The sequence below is a fragment of the Mycobacterium colombiense genome (assembly GCF_003284975.1).
GTDB lineage: Bacteria > Actinomycetota > Actinomycetes > Mycobacteriales > Mycobacteriaceae > Mycobacterium > Mycobacterium europaeum_A.
This window is the reverse complement of the sequence record NZ_QMEU01000005.1, coordinates 33,148-51,614: the sequence shown is the minus strand read 5'-3', so window position 1 is coordinate 51,614 and position 18,467 is coordinate 33,148. Positions and strand designations below refer to the sequence as shown.

The following is an 18,467-nucleotide window of genomic DNA, read 5'->3' as shown; positions in this document are numbered from 1 at the left end:
AGATGATGGCTGGCTCTCGGCCTCTCCACGATGCTTACGGGCACTACATCGACGGCCGCTGGGTCGATTCGGACGGCGGGCGCTACGACGTCATCAACCCCGCCACCGAGACGGTGATCGGTACGGCGCCGGACGCGAGCGCCGCGCAAGTCCAGCAGGCGGTCGCCGCGGCCCGGGCAGCCTTCGACTCGGGTCCGTGGCCGACGGCGCAGCCCGCCGAACGCGCACGTTGCCTGCAACAGCTCAGCGACGCGTTACTGGCCAACAGCGAGGAGTTCAATGCGCTCGCCCAAGCCGAGTGGGGGTGTTCGGCAAACGAGCGCGTGATCCACGTGGAAGGCCCCGCATTCATGGTCGGCCACTCCGCCGAACTGGCGACGGAGCCTATCGAGGCGCCGATGGATGCGTGGGGCGCCGCGGGGACCACCCTGTTGCGTTACGAGCCGCTCGGTGTGGTGGCCGCCATGACGCCGTGGAACTTTCCGCACACCATCAACGTCATGAAGCTGGGCGCCGCGCTGGCGGCGGGAAATACGCTCGTGCTCAAGCCTTCGCCCCTGACGCCCCTGGCGGGGTTGGCCTTGGCCCGGATCATCGAGGAGGAAACCGACATTCCGTCCGGCGTCGTCAACGTCGTGACGCCGACCAGTGTCGAGGCCAGCAGGAGCCTGACGCTGGATCCGAGGGTCGACATGGTCAGCTTCACCGGAAGCTCGGCAGTCGGCCGCGACGTGATGGCCGGTGCGGCGACCACGATGAAGCGTGTTCTGTTGGAATGCGGTGGTAAGTCCGCGACCGTCTTGCTGCCCGACATCGACATCACCGACGAACTGTTGGGGCGGCTGCTGTTCGAAGGTTGCACGATGCATGCCGGTCAGGCCTGCATCCTGAACAGCAGGCTGCTCTTGCCCGATGCGATCTATGACGAGGTGGTGGATGGGCTCGCCGCGCTGTCGCGCGAGGTCGTGATCGGCGATCCCGTCGACCCGGCGGTCACGATGGGACCGTTGATCAGCCGCGAACATCTCGACCGCGTGGAGGGATTTGTCAAGCGTGCCGAAGCCGACGGCGCGACCGTGGTCGCCGGAGGGGCCCGCCCGAAGGATCTGAGCCACGGATTCTATTTCGAGCCAACGATACTGACCGACGCCTCTGCCGATTCGTACATAGCGCAAGAGGAAGTGTTCGGTCCAGTGCTGACGGTGCTGCGGTATCGCGACGACGATGACGCGGTGGCCATCGCCAACAACTCGGCGTACGGGCTCGGGGGCGCGGTGTGGGGAAGCGATGTCGACCGCGCGGTCGACATCGCCCGCCGGATCAGGACCGGACAGGTCTCGATCAATGGCACTATTCCGGGCGACGCGCCGTTCGGGGGCTTCAATCAGAGCGGTATCGGCCGGGAGGGCGGTGTGATGGGATTGCGGGCCTATATGGAGCCCAAGGCCATCGGGGTTCCCGCGTGAACCGGCCCCTTGCGGGTTTGCGTGTTGTTGAGCTGGCGTCCGAGATTGCCGGTCCGTACTGCACCAAGTTGCTCGTCGATCTCGGCGCCGACGTATGCAAGGTCGAGCCTCTCACGGGCGACCCGCTGCGCCTCTGGGGCCCGTTTCCGCCGGGCGATCTCGATCCGGAGCGAAGCGGCCTCTTCGCGTACCTGAACGCCGGAAAGTCCGGGGCGACAATCGACCTGGCAAGCGACGGCGGCCGCGTGGAGCTGCACGAGCTCATCGCGGCCGCGGATGTGCTCGTGGAAGACCTGCGTGCGGGTGCACCAGAGCGGCAGGATTGGGGTCTGGACACCGACACTCTCCGCCGGATCAATCCGAACGTCGTCGTGGTCCGGATATCGAACTTCGGCCAGGACGGGCCGCTGCGTGACCGGGTGACGACGCCATTGACCCTGCAGGCGGCGGCGGGCTGGGTCAATGTGCGTGAGCCTGGGCGGACACCGGTTCAAGCCGGTGCCCGGATCCCGGAGTACATCACAGGCGCGTATGCGACCCTGGCAGCGCTGACGGCACTACGGATCGCCGCAGCGGGGGGCAACCGGCCGGTCGAGGCGGACGTCTCGATGTTCGAGTCGCTGCTGTCGGCCCTGCCCTATCCCATGCTGATGGCTGCGCGTCTGAAAAGCCTTGGCCTGCCCACTAACTCGAAAGCCGCACCGATGCTGGGCATCGTGCGCGCCGCCGACGGCTGGATCGGGATCAACTGCCTGACCGGCCAGCACTGGTTGGACGTGTGCGCAATGGTCGGCTTGCCCGAGTTCGGCGAGCATCAGATCGCGATCATGCTCGGCGGCCCCGAGCGCGACGAGTTTTTCGCCAAAGCCCAGCCCTTTCTGGATTCGATGACCGTTGCCGACCTCGTCGACCTGAGTCAGGCCATGCGAATTCCCGCGGCGCCGGTGACCGACGGCGGCACCATCCTGAGCTGCCCGCAGTACGCCGAGCGCGGGTTCTTTGTCGAGACGGCCGCCGACGGTTGGCGATTCACCAGGCCGGGTGCGCCATTCCGGCTATCCAAAACACCCGTTCGGACGCCGCCTCCGGCTCCTGGTCTCGGCGGTGATGCGCGTCCGGCGTGGGGGGAGCGCGGCGCACCCCGCCGGGAGGGCGATGTCTGCGATGTCTCATCGCCCTTCGCCGGACTGAAGGTGTTCGACTTGACCACCTTCTGGGCAGGGGCATACCTCACCTGCTATCTCGGTGCCTTCGGCGCCGACGTGATCAAGGTCGAGTCCATTCAACGCCCCGACGGGCATCGGTACTCGGGCTCGCTACTGCGCGAGGGGGACGACTGGTACGAGCGCGGGCCGCTATGGCAGGGAACCAACCTCAACAAGCGTGACATCACCCTGGATCTCAGGTCTGCCGCCGGTCGCGAGCTGGCGCTGCGGTTGGTCGCCGAAGCCGACGTGGTGGTGGAGAACTTCTCGCCTCGCGTCGTCGAGGAATTCGGCTTGGACTACGAATCCATCGCGAAGATCAATCCCGCCGTGATCCTGGTACGGATGCCCGGATTCGGGTTGGAGGGCCCATGGCGCGACTACGTGGGTTGGGCGCTGAATATCGAACAGGTTTCGGGCATGTCAGCCACGACCGGTTACGCAGATGGGCCGCCCTGCAATCTTCAGGGGCCTGCCGACCCGATCGCCGGCGTGCACGCGTGCGTCGCCCTGCTCGGTGCACTCGAGCACCGGCGCGCCACCGGCTCCGGACAGCTCATCGAGGTTGCGCAGATCGAGGTGGGTGCGGCGGTCACCGCCGAACCGATCATCGAGTACTCGTTGACGGGATCGGTGCGGCCCCGCGAAGGGAACCGCCACCGCGAATACGCCCAGGGCGTCTACCCGACCTGCGTTACCGACGAGTGGATCGCGCTCTCGGTGCGCGACGACGTCGACTGGCTTGCGCTGCTGGCGGCGATGGACCGTCCTGAACTGCGCGACGACCCGCGATTCGCGACCGCAGCGGGACGCCTGGAAAATCACGACAACTTCGACGAACTAGTGACGACCTGGACGCGCAATCAACGAGCCGAGGAGCTGGTGGCCGCACTCGGTCGACACGGCGTGCCCGGCGAGCGACTTCTATCGCCCGACCAGATGTACGACGTCGAGCAGCTCGATGCCCGCGGTTTCTATCAGGATCTGGAGCACTCGATAACCGGGCGGCATCGGTATCCGGGCTGGCCTTTTCGCTTTTCGCCGGGTCCGGAGCACCAGCACCGTTGCGCGCCTCCGACATTGGGTCAGCACAACAACGAGGTGCTTCGGGCACTTGGACTTTCCGACGCGGAGATCGCCGTGCTGCGCGACCAACACGTGATCGGGCAACGCCTGCTGAACGCCTAGCTGCGGGTGGTTGCCGGTCCGTCAGTCGTCGACCATCGCCGCGATCGTGTCGACGACGCACGCCGGCCGGTCGTTTCCCTCGACCTCCACGGTGACACGGACCGTTGCCCTGCCTCCGCGGTCGTTGCGCTCGACCTTGAGAAGCTCGGCTCCGGCCCGGATGCGAGAGTCGACCGGTACCGGCGCGGGGAACCGCAGCTTGTCAGAGCCGTAGTTCACCTGCATCGACAGCCCGATCACCCGGTAGATCTGTTTGACCAGGATGGGCACCAGCGACAAGGTCAGGTAGCCGTGTGCAATGGTCTTGCCGTACGGGCCGGCCGCCGCTTTCTCGGGGTCCACGTGGATCCATTGATGGTCACCGGTCGCCTCGGCGAATAGATCGATCTGTCTTTGAGTAATCCGGAGCCAGTCGCTATAGCCGAGGTGCTCGCCGACGTGCGCCTCGAAATCGGCGATCCCGTTGTACTCCTTCGGGGACGTGGGCGCCTGGGTCATGCCGGAACCTTGAGCCCCAACTGCTCGATCGCGTTGCCGCCCATGATCTTTGCTTTGACATCATCCGAGAGGCCGTCGAGCCGGTCCACAAAGCTCAGCGGGTCGCCTATGCCCTCCGGATGCGGGAAATCGGAGCCGAACATCACGTGGTCCTCGCCCATGATCTCGACGATTCCCTTGACGTCGTCCTCCAGGAACGGGTGGATGTAGATGTTGCGCTTGAACACCTCGACGGGATGCTCGTCGAATTCTTTCGGCATGATCTTGTACGCGGTATCGAGTTGCTCGAGCAGATTGCGCACCCACCCGCTGCCGTTCTCGACACACAGAATCTTCAAATCGGGGAAGCGGGACAGCGCGCCGTGGCAGATCAGGGCGGCCAGGGTGTCCTCGATGGCGCGATGACCCATTACCACCTCGCGCAGCGCGCTGGGTTTGAAGGACAGGTACTCGCCGCCGCCTTCCCACTCCATGAGGTGCTTTTGGTAGCCACTGTCCGAGGCATGCATGGTGACCGGCATGCCGGCGTCGACGACCTCCTGCCAGAACGGGTCAAATTCCGGAAGGCCCATGGAGCGGGATCCGCCGAAGCGGCTGGGCACGGGGGCGGGCCGGACCAGGAACGTTTTCATGCCGCGCTCGAGGCCCCAGTGAAATTCCTTGATGGCCTCGTCGACCAGCGGCAGGCAGATAACCGGGGTTGCGAAGATGCGGTCGTGATAGTTGAAAGTCCAGTGCTCGTGCATCCATTCGTTGAGTGCGTGGATGATCGCGTGGGTGAGGATGACGTCGTCGGTGGTGCGTTCCTCGATCAGGCTGGCCAGGGTTGGGTACATGACGCACTGATCGATCCCCAGCTCGTCCATCAGCTCGAGGCGGGGAGCGGGAGCCTGATAGGCGGGAATGACATCCATTGCCTCGCCGACAAATTCACGGAAGTTGAGACCCTCCGGATTGTTGCCGAGGAAGTAATCCTCGGCGCTGCCCGGCCTGGCGACACGCGCGAAGGTAGGGTTGGGAATCATGTGGCTGATGTGATCCTTGACTACGAGCTTGGGTCGGCCATTGACCTCGACGTAACCGACCTTTCCGCGGTGCTCCTTCGGTAGGTACTTCGTGAGCGCATCCGTCGTCTCGTACATGTGGTTGTCGATGTCGAACACCGGATACGGCAATGAACGGGACGACATTGAACTTTCCTCCTGAACAGCGGATATGATCATTTACGCAATGTGAAAACGACGTTATCACCCTTACCCGACAACATCCAGGCGGGGTCAGAATGTGCGAAACTTGGCCCACGTGTCGACCACGGCATCGGTAGTGGTCACGGTGGACAGCAGCGCCAGTGTGTTGTCAATGATGGATTCGGCGTATTCACGTGGAACGCCACTTACGGCGTCGCGTGGCAACACGAACTGGTAGCTGCGATTCACCGCATCCATCACGAAGTTCTGGATAGCGATGTTGACCGAAACACCAACTCCCACAATGGTCTTGATGCTCATATTCCGCAGTACGGAGTCGAGGTCCGTTCCAGTCATGGGCCCGACACCATGAGTGCGGGTGAGCACGAGGTCGCTGGGGGCCGGGCCCAGCTCAGGCAGTACGGACGCGCCGGGGCTGCCCGGAGTCAGGTCGGCGGCGAACGACTTCCCGGCCATGAACAGCCGGGCGTTGGTGTTCGACCCGCGGTTGTCGGGGCGCTTCTCGATGAGGCAGTGCACGACCGCCACCCCTGCCGCTCTGGCGGCGTCGAGCAACTTGGCAATGTTGGGGATGGCTTCGCGGCGGGCCTCTTCGGCGAGGTACGGAAGTCCGGCCTGTGGCCCAATCACCCCGCCCTGGCACTCCTGCGTCACAAGTGCGGTGGTGGCGGGGTCGAGCAGGTCCTGAAGGCTAGGTTGGGGCATGAGAATAGACGTTATCGCGCGCCGAAAAGGGGCGTTTCACGAGGAGGCGTACATGGAGGCATGGGAGCTCGCGGTGCGAGAGTCGGTGCGGCAGACATTGGCGGATTACACCGCGGCCACCGACCGCTTCGACCTGAGCGCGCTGGCGGCGTGTTTCGGCGCGGATGGCGTGCTGCAATTCACCGGAGGCGCCGAGCCGCTCAAGGGGCGCGCGGAGATCGAGGCGGGCCTCGCGGCCGCGGTGACCCGACCTGGGCAGCCGGCGCGCCGGACACCGACTCATGTGCGGCACCACGTTTCGAGCGTCCGGTTCGGCTCGGTGGCCCGCGACCGGGTCGAGGTCGGCAGTTACTTCGCCGTCCACACCGACATCGGGCTCGACCACTGGGGCCGCTACCGGGACGTGCTGGTTCCCGTGGATGGGAGTTGGTTGTTCGCCCACCGCCGGATCAGCGTGGACGGCTTCGCGGCCGACAGCCTGATGGGCTGAAGGGCCGTCATGCGGTGATGAACTCTGTGGCGAACGCACGCGAACGCTCGACGACCTCCGCCCGGTCGGCACCTGAGGGCGCGACGGTGAGCCAGGTAACGCCGGCCGCTTCCAGTCTCGCGACGATCGCGTGGCGTTCGTCGGACGATCTGCTGTCATCCATCAGGTTTCCCGCGGAGAAGCAGATATCCAATGGTGCGGTGCGCCCGACCTCGGCCGCGTACTGCTTGGCCCAGTCGATCGCGGCCTCGAGCTCGTCGATGGACGAGATCTCTGCCGTGCGGGATGCTGCGGCGTAGCCGAACGTATTGAACGGCGCCCAGCCCTGGGCTCGCGATACCGCGCGGCGGACGGCCGGCTTGCTGTTGCCGCCGACCCATACCGGGGGCGGGGCCGGCGGCAGTGGACGCAGCCTGACTCCCCGCGCGGCGAACGATGTCCCTTCGTAGGCGATGTCGTCTCCCGTGAGCACCTTGTCGAGCACGTCGAGCGCTTCGTCGAGCAGGGCGCCGCGGTTGTCGAAATCGACGCCAAGGGCTTTGAATTCGGGCTTGAGGTAGCCGGCAGCGGTCCCGAGGATGAGCCGTCCGTTCGACAGCGCGGCAAGGCTCTGGATCGATTTGGCGCCGAGAAACGGGTTGCGGTAAGCGGCGATATAGACATTGGTCAGCAGCTTGACGTCGGTTGTCGCGGCGGCGGCGAACGCCAACGCGACAAACGGGTCGAGCGCGTGGTGGCCGCCGTGGTCGAGCCACTTTGCGTCCGGTGCGGGGTGGTCGGTGACATGTACTGCGGCGAACCCGGATGCCTCGGCCACTCGCGCGATGTCTGCGATGGCTTCGGCGGTGACGAACTCGTCGACCGCCTCGACGCGCTGGGTGGGCAGTTCGAGGGAGAACGAAATGGTCACAAGGATCCTTTCAGGAGACAAGCCTGGCGAGGCGCTGAGCGTGGTAGTCGGGGTCGCCGAAGATCAGCTGGCTGGCCTTGGCGCGCCGGACGAACAGGTGGGCGTCGTGTTCCCAGGTGAACCCGATGCCGCCGTGGATGCGCATGTTGTCGAGCGCTGCCTGCAGCGAGACTTCCGAACACACCATTTTCGCGACCGACGCGGCAGTAGGCAGCTCATCGGTAGAGGCCACACCGGCCGCATGCGTCACGGCCGAACGCGCACCTTCCACCTGAACCAACATGTCCGCGCAACGGTGTTTGACGGCCTGGAAGCTGCCGATTGGCCGACCGAACTGAATTCGTTCTTTGGCGTAGCCGACAGCCATGTCGAGGCAGCGCTGTGCCGCGCCGACCTGTTCGGCGGTCAACGCGACGAGGGCGAGGTCCGATGTCTGTGCCAGGAAGCCGGCCGCGTCCCCCTCCGGCCCGATCAGCTCTGCGTGCGCGCCGTCGAACTCAACCCGGGCCACCTTGCGGGTGCGGTCAAGCCCCGCCAGCGGCGTGCGACTAACCCCTGCTGAGCTGCCGCGCACCGAGAGCAGCGAAAGGCCCGCCTCCGTGACGGCCGCTGCGAGCAGGACGTCGGCGGTGTGACCGTCGATCACCAGGGGAGCCGCACCGTGGATCCGATAACCGCTGCCTTCCCGGTGGGCTCGCAGCGTCACCGCGGCGGGGTCCCACGCGTCGAGTCGGCCATTGAGGATCAGGGCGGCGGTGGTTGTGCCGTCCACGAAGCTCGGGACGAACCGCTCCGCCGCCGCGTCGTCGCCGCTGGCCAACACGGCCTGTGTCGCCAGCGCGACGGTGGCGAAGAACGGAGAACATAGGAGCACGCGGCCCATCTCTTCGAAGACGACCGCTAATTCGGCCGTGCCGGCGCCCGCCCCGCCCCACTGCTCGGGGACCGCGATGCCGTGCAGGCCCAACTCGTTCGCCATCTGCCGCCAGCACGCCGGATCGTATCCCGGGTCCGTCGCCATCAGCTCGCGGACGGTCGCACTGGGCGACGTCGCGGTCAGGTAGTCGCGAACGACACCGCGCAGGTCGTCCACCTCAGTCGCTGGCATGCATGACCTCGCTGCCCAGGTGGGCGTCGATTACGGGCTTGTGCGGCAGGATAATTCGAAGCTTCATCCAGATCCGCCGGGCGTGTCGGCGGCCGCCGACATCGATCGCGTCATGTCTTCCCCTCAGCGGTCGCCGCCAACTCAGGGCTAACCTGGACCATCCCGCCCGAGTTAGCCATTGCCGGATCAGGATAGTATCTTTTTTAAAATTAGAGAATATGCATTCTCACCCGGAGAAGGGATGGACGCGGTGACGACGAAACTCGATTACGGCATCTTTGACTGTGATACCCACTGCTACGAGACGCGGGACGCGTTCACCCGTTATCTGCCGGAAGAGTTTCGGGACCGCGCGATCACCACGGTGCGGGGTGCTGACGGCGTGGAGGTGATCCTGGCGGGGCATCGAGTCGCCACGTTCAACAGCGAAGGGGGCCTCGGGCTCGACGTCGCCTACCGGCCGGGCTCGCTCAAGGAGATGCTCAAGCAAATGGGATCGGGCAACCCCGAGGAGTCCTACGAGCCTCAACCGATGCAACCGGAGTTCATTGAACGTGCTGCGCGCCTGGCCGTGATGGCGGACCAAAACATCGAGCGAATGGTCATCTATCCCAGTGGAATGGCGCTGGCCGCCGAACACTACGTCGACGACACGGCGGCGTTGTATGCCAATCTGCGCTCGTTCAACCGATGGTTCGATGAGGAGTGGGGCTTCAACTACGAAGACAAGATCTACGCTACGGCGCTAATGTCATTGCGCGACTTGGATTCTGCGATCGCGGAGACAGAGGCGATTATCGCCCAGGGCGCAAAGTTCGTGCTGCTGCCTACCGGGCCCGCTTACGGCCGGTCGCCCGGTGACCCGTACTTCGACCCCATATATGCGCGCTTACAAGAGGCCGGGTGCATCCTGGTTTACCACATCATGCCGTTTTGGTACTTCAACGCGATCTCGCCCGCCTGGGGACAGAACGCCGACCCCGCTTCCTGGCATATGTCGGCTTGGCAGTGGATGAATGTCTACGGCCAACGGCCGATCGAAGAGACGTTGTCCGCGCTCATCTTCGACAACCTGTTCGGGCGCTTCCCCAACCTGAATGTCCTTGTCGCCGAACACGGGGCGGAATGGGTGCCGTTCTTCGTCAAGCACATGGATAAGAGCCGTGGCATGGGCCGCAACGGTCCGTGGATCGGCGGGAAACTGACCGAGCGGCCGTCGGCGATCTTCAGGCGGCATGTTCGGGTCGTCCCGTATCCCGAGGATGACATCCCAGCCATCGTGGCAAGCCTGGGCTACGATGACTGCCTGGTCATGGGTTCGGATTATCCGCACGCCGAGGGCATGGCCGAACCTGCCGACTTCGTCAAACTGCTCGATCCCCTCGACGACGCCGCCAAACGGCGGATCATGCGCGACAACGCCCACCAGCTGCTCGTCCGGAGTTAGCGGCGTGGCCGACGAGAGCTCAGCCGACATTGACCTCGACCTTCTCAGGTCGTCGGCGCGGAAGTTCCTGGCCGAACGGGGGGAGAAGGATTCCATCAAAGACCTTGCGGCGATGGACTGGATCGGGCTACTGGTCGACGAATCACTGGACGGCGCCGGGTGGCGTCCGGTCGAGGCGTGTGTCGTGGCCGAGGAATTAGGGCGAGCCCAGGACCGGTCGGCGTGGTTCGGAACCACGATGGCCGCCGCGGCGCTCGCCTCCGCGCCCGGTGAAGTCGGGCAACGGCTGTTGCCAGCCTTGCTTGCCGGTACTGCGACGGCGGGGTTCGCGGTCGCAGACGACGGCATACGCGTTGTCCGCGACGACATCGATACCGTGATTGTCGTTGGCCGCAACGGGATTCAGCTACTCAGCGATCTCGATCCCGCACGGTTCAATTCGGACACGGATCTGTTGGACGTCACCAGAACGGTATGGCGTGTCGATCTGACGGATGCCCCCTGTGTCTTGATCGGATCGCCTGACCGGGCCGATGGGCTGCTCGCCGTGGCTCGGTTGCTCGTTGCCGCCGACTCGGTCGGCGCCATGTCCATGACCCTGGAACGGTTGACCGCATATCTGCGGGAGCGGGTGGCATTCGGGGTGCCGATCGCGAGCTTCCAAGCGATTCAGCACCGGCTCGTCGAGCTGCTGGTCTTCGAGGTCAAAGCGCGCGCGATGATCATGAAGGCGGCGCGTGCCATCGCCGGCGCCGACGAGGGGGCGACCGCGTTGACCGCCGCGGCGCATGCATTCGTGGCAGCGAAAGCCACGGCCGCCGTGGACGAGTGCATGCAACTGTCCGGCGGCATCGGATTCACCTGGGAATACCCGCTGCACTATGAGCTTCGCCGCGTGTTCACCAACGCCCACCTAGTGGGCACCGCTCGGTCGAGTCGATCGCTGTTGGCGCAGGTGTCCGGCTGGTGAGCGCTCTAGGTAACCGGCCTTCCGACGGGCAGCTGACCGAATTCAGGAACCGGATCAGGACGCACATCGCCGAACACGCCCCGGCCGTCGTCGCGCGCGAGGGTCACCGGGCGCCGCAGACCGCCGCGCAAGAGGCGCAGCTGCGAACGTGGTTCGCGGGCCTGTTCGAGGCGGGCTTCGCCGGTGCGGACTGGCCCATCGAGTACGGCGGTCGCGCCGACCACCACCCACTGCACGACCGCATCGTGAGCGAGGAGATTCTCCGGGCCCGAGCGCCACGGCCCGTCGATCAGGTGAATCTGGCGGCCCACGTGCTCTTGCACTTCGGATCCGCCGAGCAGAAGCGCACGTTGCTGCCGCCGATTCGGCGCAGTGAGCATGTCTGGTGCCAGCTGCTCAGCGAGCCCGACGCCGGAAGTGACATCGCCGCGGTGCGCAGCCGCGGGGCGCACCAGGCGGATGGCACCTGGGTTATCGACGGGCAGAAGACCTGGATCACCGACGGCCACTGGGCCGACATGGGCCTCGCGCTGGTCCGGACCGATCCGACATCGACACGCCACCATGGTCTGTCGGTCTTCGCGGTGCCGCTCTCGGCCGACGGCGTCGAAGTCCGTCCAATCCGCACCATCGGGGACGCAATCGAGGTCAATGAGGTCTTCCTCACCGGAGTCAGGCTTCATTCGGAAAGTTTGATCGGCGAGGCGGGCCAAGGCTGGTCAATCATTATGGCGGGCCTGGACTTTGAACGATTCGGCATTGGCGGAAATGTCGTCCTGCTCGAACTGTTGATCGATGATCTGGTGACCGTGGCCCGTAACACGCAGATCGACGGCGCGCCGGCGCTGGAGTGCGGCGACATCCGCCAGCAGGTGGCCGAATTGGCCGTCGAGGTCGAGGTGGCCAAGGCGTTCATCGATGACCACGTAGAGCGGTTGATATCGGGTGATGAGCAACCGGGTGACGGCTCCATCGCTAAGTTGAGCTTTGCCGAGACGTATCACCGCGTAGCGGCCTACGGTGCGGAACTCGCGGCGTCGACGACAGGCGCGCAGGCCACGGATCATGACGTGGGGCAAGCCAAGGAGCGGTTGCGTGAATGCTGGCTGTGGTCGCGCGCGTATACGATATCGGGTGGTAGCTCAGAGATGATGCGCAACATCCTGGCCAAACGCCGACTACACCTGCCGAGCCGGTGAGTAGGCAAACGTATTGGTCTTTGATAGAGACCGCGGCGCGAGCGCATCCCGATTGGGTCGTCCTCGCCGACGACTACGGGCGCCACCTGACCTGTGCACAGCTGCGGGACTCCGCGCTGACGTGCGCCGCCGCGTTGGCGCAGCGGGGGATCAGGACGGGCACGGTGGTCTCCTGGCAATTGCCGACGACGCTGGAAACCATGGTCGTGATGGCTGCGCTGACGCGGCTCGGCGCGGTGCAGAACCCCGTGTTGCCGATCTGGCGGGAGAGCGAGTTGCGTTTTGTGACAACGCAACTCGGGACCGATTTCCTGATCGTTCCTGGATCATGGCGCAACTTCGACCATGCCGCGCTCGCACACGAGCTCGCGGATGGGCATCCCATGTCCGTCATTGTCATCGACCACGAGTCACCCATCACGGACGGGCTGCGGCTGCCCGCGGGCGATCCCGCGACTCTGGCGTCACCGCCGGATGGTGCGCAGGACCCGCGCTGGATCTACTATTCGTCGGGCACGACGGCGGCACCGAAAGGCGCGCGGCACTGCGACCGCTCGGTTATCGCGGGCTCTGCAGGGGTGGTCGGGATTGTCGGTGCGTCGAGCAGTGACGTCAACCCGATCGCCTTCCCCATAACTCATATCGGGGGAGCTGCCATGCTCGCGGCCAGCCTGCAAACGGGCATGCGCCTGGTGTTGTTCGATGCTTTCGATCCGGCCGTGACCCCCTTCGCCATCGCGGCGCACCGCCCGACGCTGCTGGGGAGCGCGACCCCGTTCTTCGTCGCCTTCATGGACGCGCAGCGCGCGCACGGAGCCGACCCGCTCTATCCCGATCTGCGCGGCTGCGTCGGCGGTGGTGCGCCGATCACCGCGGAGTTGGGACGCCAGCTCCGGGAGACGTTTTCGGTCAACGGTGCGGCGAATTCGTGGGGCCTGACCGAATTCCCGGTCGCCACCTCGCAGTCGCCGGAGGCTGCACCCGAGGTCTTGGACCGGACCGTGGGAGTGCCGGTCGCGGGGGCGTCGGTGCGAGTCGTCGACGAGGCGGAGCGCGAGCTGGGATTCGGTGAAGAAGGCGAGCTTCGGCTCAAGGGCCCGCAATGTTTCCTCGGCTATGTCGATTCGTCTTTGGACACCAACGCTTTTGATGCCGAAGGCTGGTTTCGCACGGGCGATCTGGGAAGCATCGATGACGACGGGAATGTCGTGGTCACCGGGCGCATCAAAGACGCGATCATTCGCAACGCGGAGAATATCTCCGCGCTCGAAATTGAGGGCGTTCTGGCCAGTCATCCCGCGGTGGCCGATGTCGCCGTCATCGGCGTGCCCGACGAGCGGACCGGGGAACGCGTTTGCGCCGTCGTCGTTGCGCACGCGGACGCGGCTGTAACGCTGTCCTCGTTGTTTGAACACTGTCAGGCTCACGGATTGAGCAAGCACAAGGCGCCGGAACGACTCGAACTGATCGACGCACTGCCTCGCAATCTCACCGGCAAGGTGCTCAAAACCGAGCTGAGGGCGAGATTCGGGAGCCGGTGACATGGCGGATAGCGGAACTGCGGCTAACCCAGCTGATCATGGATGTTTGCCTAGATTCCGATGAGCTCCTTGAGGTTGCCGCCCATCACCCGCGCCGTTGTGGCGGCGGGCAGGTTTTCCAGTTCCTTGACGAACTTGGCAGGCTCGGCCAGTCCCTCGGGGTGCGGGTAGTCCGATCCGAACATCACGCGGTCCGCGCCGAGGATGTCGATGAGGTGCGACATGTCCTCCTCGTGAAACGGATTGACCCACACGTGCCGGCGGAACACCTCACCCGGATGCTCGTTGAAGTCGTAGGGTCTCTTGCGGTATACGCGGTCGAACACGTCTAGTAAGCGGTGCGCCCAGGAACCGCCGTTCTCGACCACTCCGATGCGCACCCCGGGAAAGCGCTCGAAGACTCCATGCGCTATGAACGCGGCGAGGGTATCGAAGATGTTTCGGCTTTCCTCGTAGATGAAACCCCGCAGCTTGCTCAGGGCGAACCCGTTGAACTCCGTGGGGCTTTCCCAATCGTCGACGTAGCGCTCATAGCCGGAGTCCGAATTGTGCATCTGGACCGAGATACCCGACTCCTCGACCAGACGCCAGAACGCGTCGAATTCGGGCAGTGCCGCAGAACGAGAGGTGCCGTCCTCGCGCGGGACCGGTGCCGGCCGGATCAACACCGTCTTGGCACCGTTTTCCAGGCACCAGTCCAGCTCCTGGACGCCCAACGCGGGGTCATTCAGCGAGATCGCGGGGACGGGGAAGATTCGGTTCCGGTAGTTGAACGTCCAGTCTTCGAGTAGCCACCGGTTGAACGCATGCGTGATTGCGTGGGTGAGTTCCGTGTCGGACTTGGTTCGTTCCTCGAGCATTCCGGCCGTCGTCGGGAACATCACGGCACCGTCCACACCTTGGCGTTCCATCAACGCCAGTCGCAGGTCGGGACGTCGGAATTCATCGGGACAGCGGATCGGCTCGGCCAGTTCACGCAGCGTCTTGCCCTCCGGATTTATGCCCCGGAAGTAGTCGGCCCACGCGCCCGGCGTGGGGATCACCTCGTAGGTGGGGTTCGGGATGGTCTCGGTAATAGCGCCGAGGATCTGTAGCTTCTGGCGACCGTTGACATCGACAAACTTCAAGGCCTCGGAATACTTCTCCGGCAGGTATCGCGTGTAGGCGTCGACTGTCTCGTACATGTGGTTGTCGGCGTCCCAGACTTCGAAGGCCTTTGCCTCGGTCATCGTCATTTCCTTCCCAAACAGATTTCCGAAACCGGTTCGCGGGTCCGCTGCCATGCGCACGGGAACGGCGCGGACGCGAACCCAGTAACGCCGCTCTCACAAATCGAGAGTAGTCATTCTCAGAGTAATACTCGCCGAAACCGCCGCAGAGGGCAAGCTTGCGATGGGCAACAAGCGATATAGGGAAGTGGTAGTGATGCGCGTACTCGGCCCGGGCCGGCGCTACTTCACCCAAACTCGGAACCGCTGATGGTAAATCGCGAAGGCAGTTCATAGGTGGCGTCGGCCAGCCCGAATTTCGCAGCTTCGAAGGTGGGCTTTGCGTCTCCGAGAGCCATCCGTCGGCGACTGGGGTTGGCTTGCGGCCCAGCACATATGGCGAGTCGGTGTGACGAGCCAGGACGAGATGGTCCGCCGCCCACAGCCGGTCGATGCCGCAGCTGTCGGCTGCGTGGGCGAAATCACGGATGAACGACGGCGACGCGGTTGGGCCGGTGCGGGGGAGCGCTAAGCGGATTTCCACGAGTTCCTAGAGATTGGTGAAGTGCCCGCCGTCGACGCCGATCGTCTGACCGGTGACATAACGGGCTTGCGGGCCCACCAGAAACGCGACCGCCGAACCGATGTCGGCCTCCGGATCGCCGATTCGGCCCAGCGGAATCCGGCGTGCCAGTCGTTCCTCCATCGCGGGTTCGGCCTCGATGGCCGCGGTCATCGCAGGCGAATAGGCAAGCGGCGAAATGACATTGACGGTGACGCCGTGTGGTCCCCATTCGCGAGCCAAGCTCTTGGCGAAGCCCCGCAGCGCTCCTTTCATCGTGGCGTATAGCGGCAGCGTGGCGCTGCCCTCGATGCCGGCGGGTGAGGTCATGACCAGGAAGGTTCCTGCCCGTTGGCGCAGCGCCTCGAAGGCTGCGCTCGCACAGTGGTAGGCACCGGTCACCGAAACGCCGACATGGTCCTGCCACAGCGCGTCATCGACGTCCTCGAGCCGGTGCGGCTGGCTCGAAGCGTTGCTCGTGGCGTTGTGAACGAGCGCGTCCAGGCGTCCGGTTTCGTTCATCACCGCTTCGACCGCATCGGTAACCGACTCGGCGACCGTCACGTCACAACAGACCCAGCTGGCCCGATAGCCCTTCCCGGTGAGCTCAGAAGCAACCGTCTTTCCGGTTTCCGACCGGGTGGCGACGAAGACGTGTGCGCCCTGCGCTGCGAGTGCGCGGGCGATTCCGTGTCCCACCCCACCGCCCGCTCCGGTCACCAACACCGTAAAACCGGCGAGTGTCATGGCAGCATCAACGCTCCGCCGTCGACGATCACGGTCTCTCCTACCAGCCCGCTGACCCCGCGCTTGAGCAGGAATCGCGTCGTCTCGACGATCGATTCGATGAGTTTGTCATCGTCTTGCAAAGCGGCGGCGGTCACGTGCGCGGCCGATCCGCTCAGTTTGGGTGCAAACAGATGAAGCGGGGCGGTGATCGTGTTCACGATCACGTTCTCGCGTGCCCATTGCCTGGCAGCTGATTTGGCCATCGCGCGGATTCCTTCGAGTGCGGTGGCGCAGGCGACGAGGTGCGGCCCGCCCGTCATACCGATCGACGGCAACACCAGGACGATTCGTCCCCCGTCCTGCCGCATCGACCTGTATGACCGTTGCAGCACATCGAGCGCCTGTCGCATCGGTTGTTCGGCGAAACGGCGCCACTCGGCGGGACTCAAAGCGCTGACGTGTGTCGGCTCGACAAGCGGATCGATACCGATGACGATGACGACGTCGCCGGATCCCGGGCGACCTGGTTCGTCGACGTCGTGAACGACTGTTTTGAGGCTGGCCGCAATCGCCCACGAGATGGAATCGCTGCGTCCGACGACGTAAGGGGCTGTCATGTTCGCGGTGAATCTACGGTTGTGGAGTCGCAGACACCTTGGCCTGCCGTGCAATTCGCTCGTCGTGGATCTTGACTAGTTCGCGGAATCCGATTCGGTCGTACCGCGGACGGGGCTGCACTCCCCAGTCATCTCTTGCGGTGTGCTGCCCGGCCGCCTCGGGGGCACCGCCGAACGGGGGCCCGCCGAGGGGGTAGGGCTGGGTGCATTCGAGCGTGTCATTGGAGTAACGCACTTTGAGCAGTTCACTGCAGATCTCGGTGAGTGACAGGGTGGGCCATCCATACCAGACGGCGATGACGGGCACGGTGAGCGATCCCTCGATCACCAGGCCGAACAGGCAGACGAAAAGTCCGCGCTTGAGCCACTTATGCATCCCCGCCCACGTCGCGGTCGTGCCGGGCGGCAGCGGCTCAGCCGGCGCGCTTTCGTCCGTCATAGATGTACCCACGATCTTCCTTCCTCGGATCGGCTAGTCGGAGAAGATCTCTCGGTTCACGGTGTGCAGGTAGGGGATCGCGAGAAACGGTGTGATGTAGAAGATGTTGAAGGCCCACCAGGCCAGCACCGGAAGACCGACCGCCGCATAGCGGACGTCGGCATACAACGTCATGTTGAAGATGTAGCCTGTCCACACCACGACGCCGAACCAACAGGTGACGATCGTCCACTGGTGGCCCCAGCGTTTCATCTGCAGCAGCCCGATCGCCGCAGCCATGCGCATCGGAAAGGCGATCAGCACGCACACCAGAACCCACGCCTTCTCGCCGGGGGCACTGGCGCCACCGATCCAAAGTTCGTTGTAGTGCCAGAAGTACCCCGCATCCATCAAATTTCCCCACGCGGTGAACACGGTGCGGGTTATCAGTGCGTGGTTGGCGAACAGGTCGAGCGCCCAGCCGATGCTGTTCAAGGCCGCATCCAAGATGATCACGTAGCCGATGAGCGTGATCATCAACGGACGCACCGACAGGCCGCCGCGTTGGGCATTGCGCAAGAGGTATAAGCCGCGCACGAAGATGGGGAGCCCGATGATCCCCAGCACCAGGGTGCCCATCAGGGCCGTGCCGACGATCAGCCAGCGATCCGCGTGTCGTTGGGCTTGGCGACTTTGAAATTCGTGCTCGTCGAGAGTGGCCGATAGGGAGTCGGATCCACCGTTCCTGCGGCGCGACATTGCTGGGGGCAGTCTCATCGGCCTACCAATTTCTTGTCAGCAGCATCGAGAGCTGGATCAAGAACATCGTCAGGAGCAGGCCGTAAATCCAGACCTGGAAGACGATGAGCCCGCGCCGACGCCGGCGGTCCTGGTCATCCACTGGGGTGGGTCCTCCTCGTCATTGCCGCCTAGAACGTGCCGATGTTCGACAGCATCCAGTAGAAGAAGGCGACCAGCCCGCAGATGACGCCCCAGGT

General features: G+C 64.6%; 17 protein-coding genes. 7 read left to right on the top strand and 10 right to left on the bottom strand.

The window, feature by feature from the left end; translation table 11 throughout:
* Window positions 1-5: 5 nt before the first annotated feature.
* Complete coding sequence (locus DQP58_RS03440) at window positions 6-1,466, top strand: aldehyde dehydrogenase family protein (protein ID WP_112707177.1); 1,461 nt, start codon at window positions 6-8, stop codon at window positions 1,464-1,466.
* Window positions 1,463-3,859: a CaiB/BaiF CoA transferase family protein gene (locus tag DQP58_RS03435; RefSeq protein WP_112707104.1), complete on the top strand. Its 2,397-nt coding sequence runs from the start codon at window positions 1,463-1,465 to the stop codon at window positions 3,857-3,859. The genes DQP58_RS03440 and DQP58_RS03435 overlap by 4 nt, the downstream gene beginning before the upstream one ends.
* Before the next feature lie 21 nt (window positions 3,860-3,880).
* Here DQP58_RS03435 and DQP58_RS03430 read toward each other — a convergent pair whose 3' ends face one another.
* From DQP58_RS03430 to DQP58_RS03420, 3 genes are all read right to left on the bottom strand, one after another.
* Window positions 3,881-4,357, bottom strand: coding sequence for a MaoC family dehydratase (locus tag DQP58_RS03430; RefSeq protein ID WP_112707103.1), 477 nt, complete (start codon window positions 4,355-4,357; stop codon window positions 3,881-3,883).
* The gene (locus DQP58_RS03425; protein WP_112707102.1) at window positions 4,354-5,547 is read right to left on the bottom strand and encodes an amidohydrolase family protein; all 1,194 of its coding nucleotides are present in this window, start codon (window positions 5,545-5,547) and stop codon (window positions 4,354-4,356) included. The genes DQP58_RS03430 and DQP58_RS03425 overlap by 4 nt, the downstream gene beginning before the upstream one ends.
* A gap of 87 nt (window positions 5,548-5,634) precedes the next feature.
* The gene (locus tag DQP58_RS03420) at window positions 5,635-6,270 is read right to left on the bottom strand and encodes a cysteine hydrolase (protein ID WP_112707101.1); all 636 of its coding nucleotides are present in this window, start codon (window positions 6,268-6,270) and stop codon (window positions 5,635-5,637) included.
* Window positions 6,271-6,322: 52 nt separating this feature from the next.
* Here DQP58_RS03420 and DQP58_RS03415 point away from each other — a divergent pair, with 52 nt between their 5' ends.
* The gene (locus DQP58_RS03415; RefSeq protein WP_112707100.1) at window positions 6,323-6,760 is read left to right on the top strand and encodes a nuclear transport factor 2 family protein; all 438 of its coding nucleotides are present in this window, start codon (window positions 6,323-6,325) and stop codon (window positions 6,758-6,760) included.
* A gap of 7 nt (window positions 6,761-6,767) precedes the next feature.
* Here the strand turns inward: DQP58_RS03415 and DQP58_RS03410 are convergent, their stop codons facing one another.
* Together DQP58_RS03410 and DQP58_RS03405 are read right to left on the bottom strand one after the other, a co-directional pair.
* The gene (locus DQP58_RS03410) at window positions 6,768-7,670 is read right to left on the bottom strand and encodes a TIGR03619 family F420-dependent LLM class oxidoreductase (RefSeq protein WP_112707099.1); all 903 of its coding nucleotides are present in this window, start codon (window positions 7,668-7,670) and stop codon (window positions 6,768-6,770) included.
* A 10-nt stretch (window positions 7,671-7,680) separates the two neighbouring features.
* Complete coding sequence (locus tag DQP58_RS03405; RefSeq protein ID WP_112707098.1) at window positions 7,681-8,778, bottom strand: acyl-CoA dehydrogenase family protein; 1,098 nt, start codon at window positions 8,776-8,778, stop codon at window positions 7,681-7,683.
* Window positions 8,779-9,028: 250 nt separating this feature from the next.
* On the opposite strand from DQP58_RS03405, the gene DQP58_RS03400 reads away from it, so the two are divergent.
* Genes DQP58_RS03400 through DQP58_RS03385 form a run of 4 tightly spaced genes read left to right on the top strand, consistent with a single transcriptional unit; the run spans window position 9,029 to window position 13,935 of the window.
* On the top strand, window positions 9,029-10,225 hold the full coding sequence (locus DQP58_RS03400; protein ID WP_112707176.1) for an amidohydrolase family protein: 1,197 nt from the start codon (window positions 9,029-9,031) through the stop codon (window positions 10,223-10,225).
* A 4-nt stretch (window positions 10,226-10,229) separates the two neighbouring features.
* Entirely contained in the window at window positions 10,230-11,195 is a 966-nt protein-coding gene (locus DQP58_RS03395; RefSeq protein WP_112707097.1) for an acyl-CoA dehydrogenase family protein, read from the top strand.
* Entirely contained in the window at window positions 11,192-12,394 is a 1,203-nt protein-coding gene (locus tag DQP58_RS03390) for an acyl-CoA dehydrogenase family protein (protein WP_112707096.1), read from the top strand. The genes DQP58_RS03395 and DQP58_RS03390 overlap by 4 nt, the downstream gene beginning before the upstream one ends.
* Window positions 12,391-13,935 (top strand): class I adenylate-forming enzyme family protein, encoded by a 1,545-nt coding sequence (locus DQP58_RS03385; RefSeq protein ID WP_112707095.1) that lies wholly within the window; start codon window positions 12,391-12,393, stop codon window positions 13,933-13,935. The genes DQP58_RS03390 and DQP58_RS03385 overlap by 4 nt, the downstream gene beginning before the upstream one ends.
* Before the next feature lie 50 nt (window positions 13,936-13,985).
* Here the strand turns inward: DQP58_RS03385 and DQP58_RS03380 are convergent, their stop codons facing one another.
* The 5 genes from DQP58_RS03380 to DQP58_RS03360 form a co-directional block, all read right to left on the bottom strand.
* Complete coding sequence (locus tag DQP58_RS03380; protein WP_430915688.1) at window positions 13,986-15,164, bottom strand: amidohydrolase family protein; 1,179 nt, start codon at window positions 15,162-15,164, stop codon at window positions 13,986-13,988.
* Between the two features lie 529 nt (window positions 15,165-15,693).
* Window positions 15,694-16,452 (bottom strand): SDR family NAD(P)-dependent oxidoreductase, encoded by a 759-nt coding sequence (locus DQP58_RS03375; RefSeq protein WP_112707093.1) that lies wholly within the window; start codon window positions 16,450-16,452, stop codon window positions 15,694-15,696.
* Entirely contained in the window at window positions 16,449-17,051 is a 603-nt protein-coding gene (locus tag DQP58_RS03370; RefSeq protein ID WP_112707092.1) for an SDR family oxidoreductase, read from the bottom strand. Before DQP58_RS03370 ends, DQP58_RS03375 begins: the two co-directional genes overlap by 4 nt.
* Before the next feature lie 13 nt (window positions 17,052-17,064).
* Entirely contained in the window at window positions 17,065-17,490 is a 426-nt protein-coding gene (locus DQP58_RS03365) for a hypothetical protein (protein WP_112707091.1), read from the bottom strand.
* A 33-nt stretch (window positions 17,491-17,523) separates the two neighbouring features.
* Complete coding sequence (locus tag DQP58_RS03360; protein WP_112707090.1) at window positions 17,524-18,228, bottom strand: hypothetical protein; 705 nt, start codon at window positions 18,226-18,228, stop codon at window positions 17,524-17,526.
* Window positions 18,229-18,467: the final 239 nt, after the last annotated feature.

Excerpts from the sequence above, each read along its gene's own strand:
- DQP58_RS03380 (WP_430915688.1), bottom strand. The coding sequence starts at position 15,164 with ATGACCGAGGCAAAGGCCTTCGAAGTCTGGGACGCCGACAACCACATG.
- DQP58_RS03405 (WP_112707098.1), bottom strand. The coding sequence starts at position 8,778 with ATGCCAGCGACTGAGGTGGACGACCTGCGCGGTGTCGTTCGCGACTAC.
- DQP58_RS03365 (WP_112707091.1), bottom strand. The coding sequence starts at position 17,490 with ATGACGGACGAAAGCGCGCCGGCTGAGCCGCTGCCGCCCGGCACGACC.
- DQP58_RS03370 (WP_112707092.1), bottom strand. The coding sequence starts at position 17,051 with ATGACAGCCCCTTACGTCGTCGGACGCAGCGATTCCATCTCGTGGGCG.
- DQP58_RS03360 (WP_112707090.1), bottom strand. The coding sequence starts at position 18,228 with ATGTCGCGCCGCAGGAACGGTGGATCCGACTCCCTATCGGCCACTCTC.
- DQP58_RS03420 (WP_112707101.1), bottom strand. The coding sequence starts at position 6,270 with ATGCCCCAACCTAGCCTTCAGGACCTGCTCGACCCCGCCACCACCGCA.
- DQP58_RS03440 (WP_112707177.1), top strand. The coding sequence starts at position 6 with ATGGCTGGCTCTCGGCCTCTCCACGATGCTTACGGGCACTACATCGAC.
- DQP58_RS03425 (WP_112707102.1), bottom strand. The coding sequence starts at position 5,547 with ATGTCGTCCCGTTCATTGCCGTATCCGGTGTTCGACATCGACAACCAC.
- DQP58_RS03430 (WP_112707103.1), bottom strand. The coding sequence starts at position 4,357 with ATGACCCAGGCGCCCACGTCCCCGAAGGAGTACAACGGGATCGCCGAT.
- DQP58_RS03415 (WP_112707100.1), top strand. The coding sequence starts at position 6,323 with ATGGAGGCATGGGAGCTCGCGGTGCGAGAGTCGGTGCGGCAGACATTG.
- DQP58_RS03375 (WP_112707093.1), bottom strand. The coding sequence starts at position 16,452 with ATGACACTCGCCGGTTTTACGGTGTTGGTGACCGGAGCGGGCGGTGGG.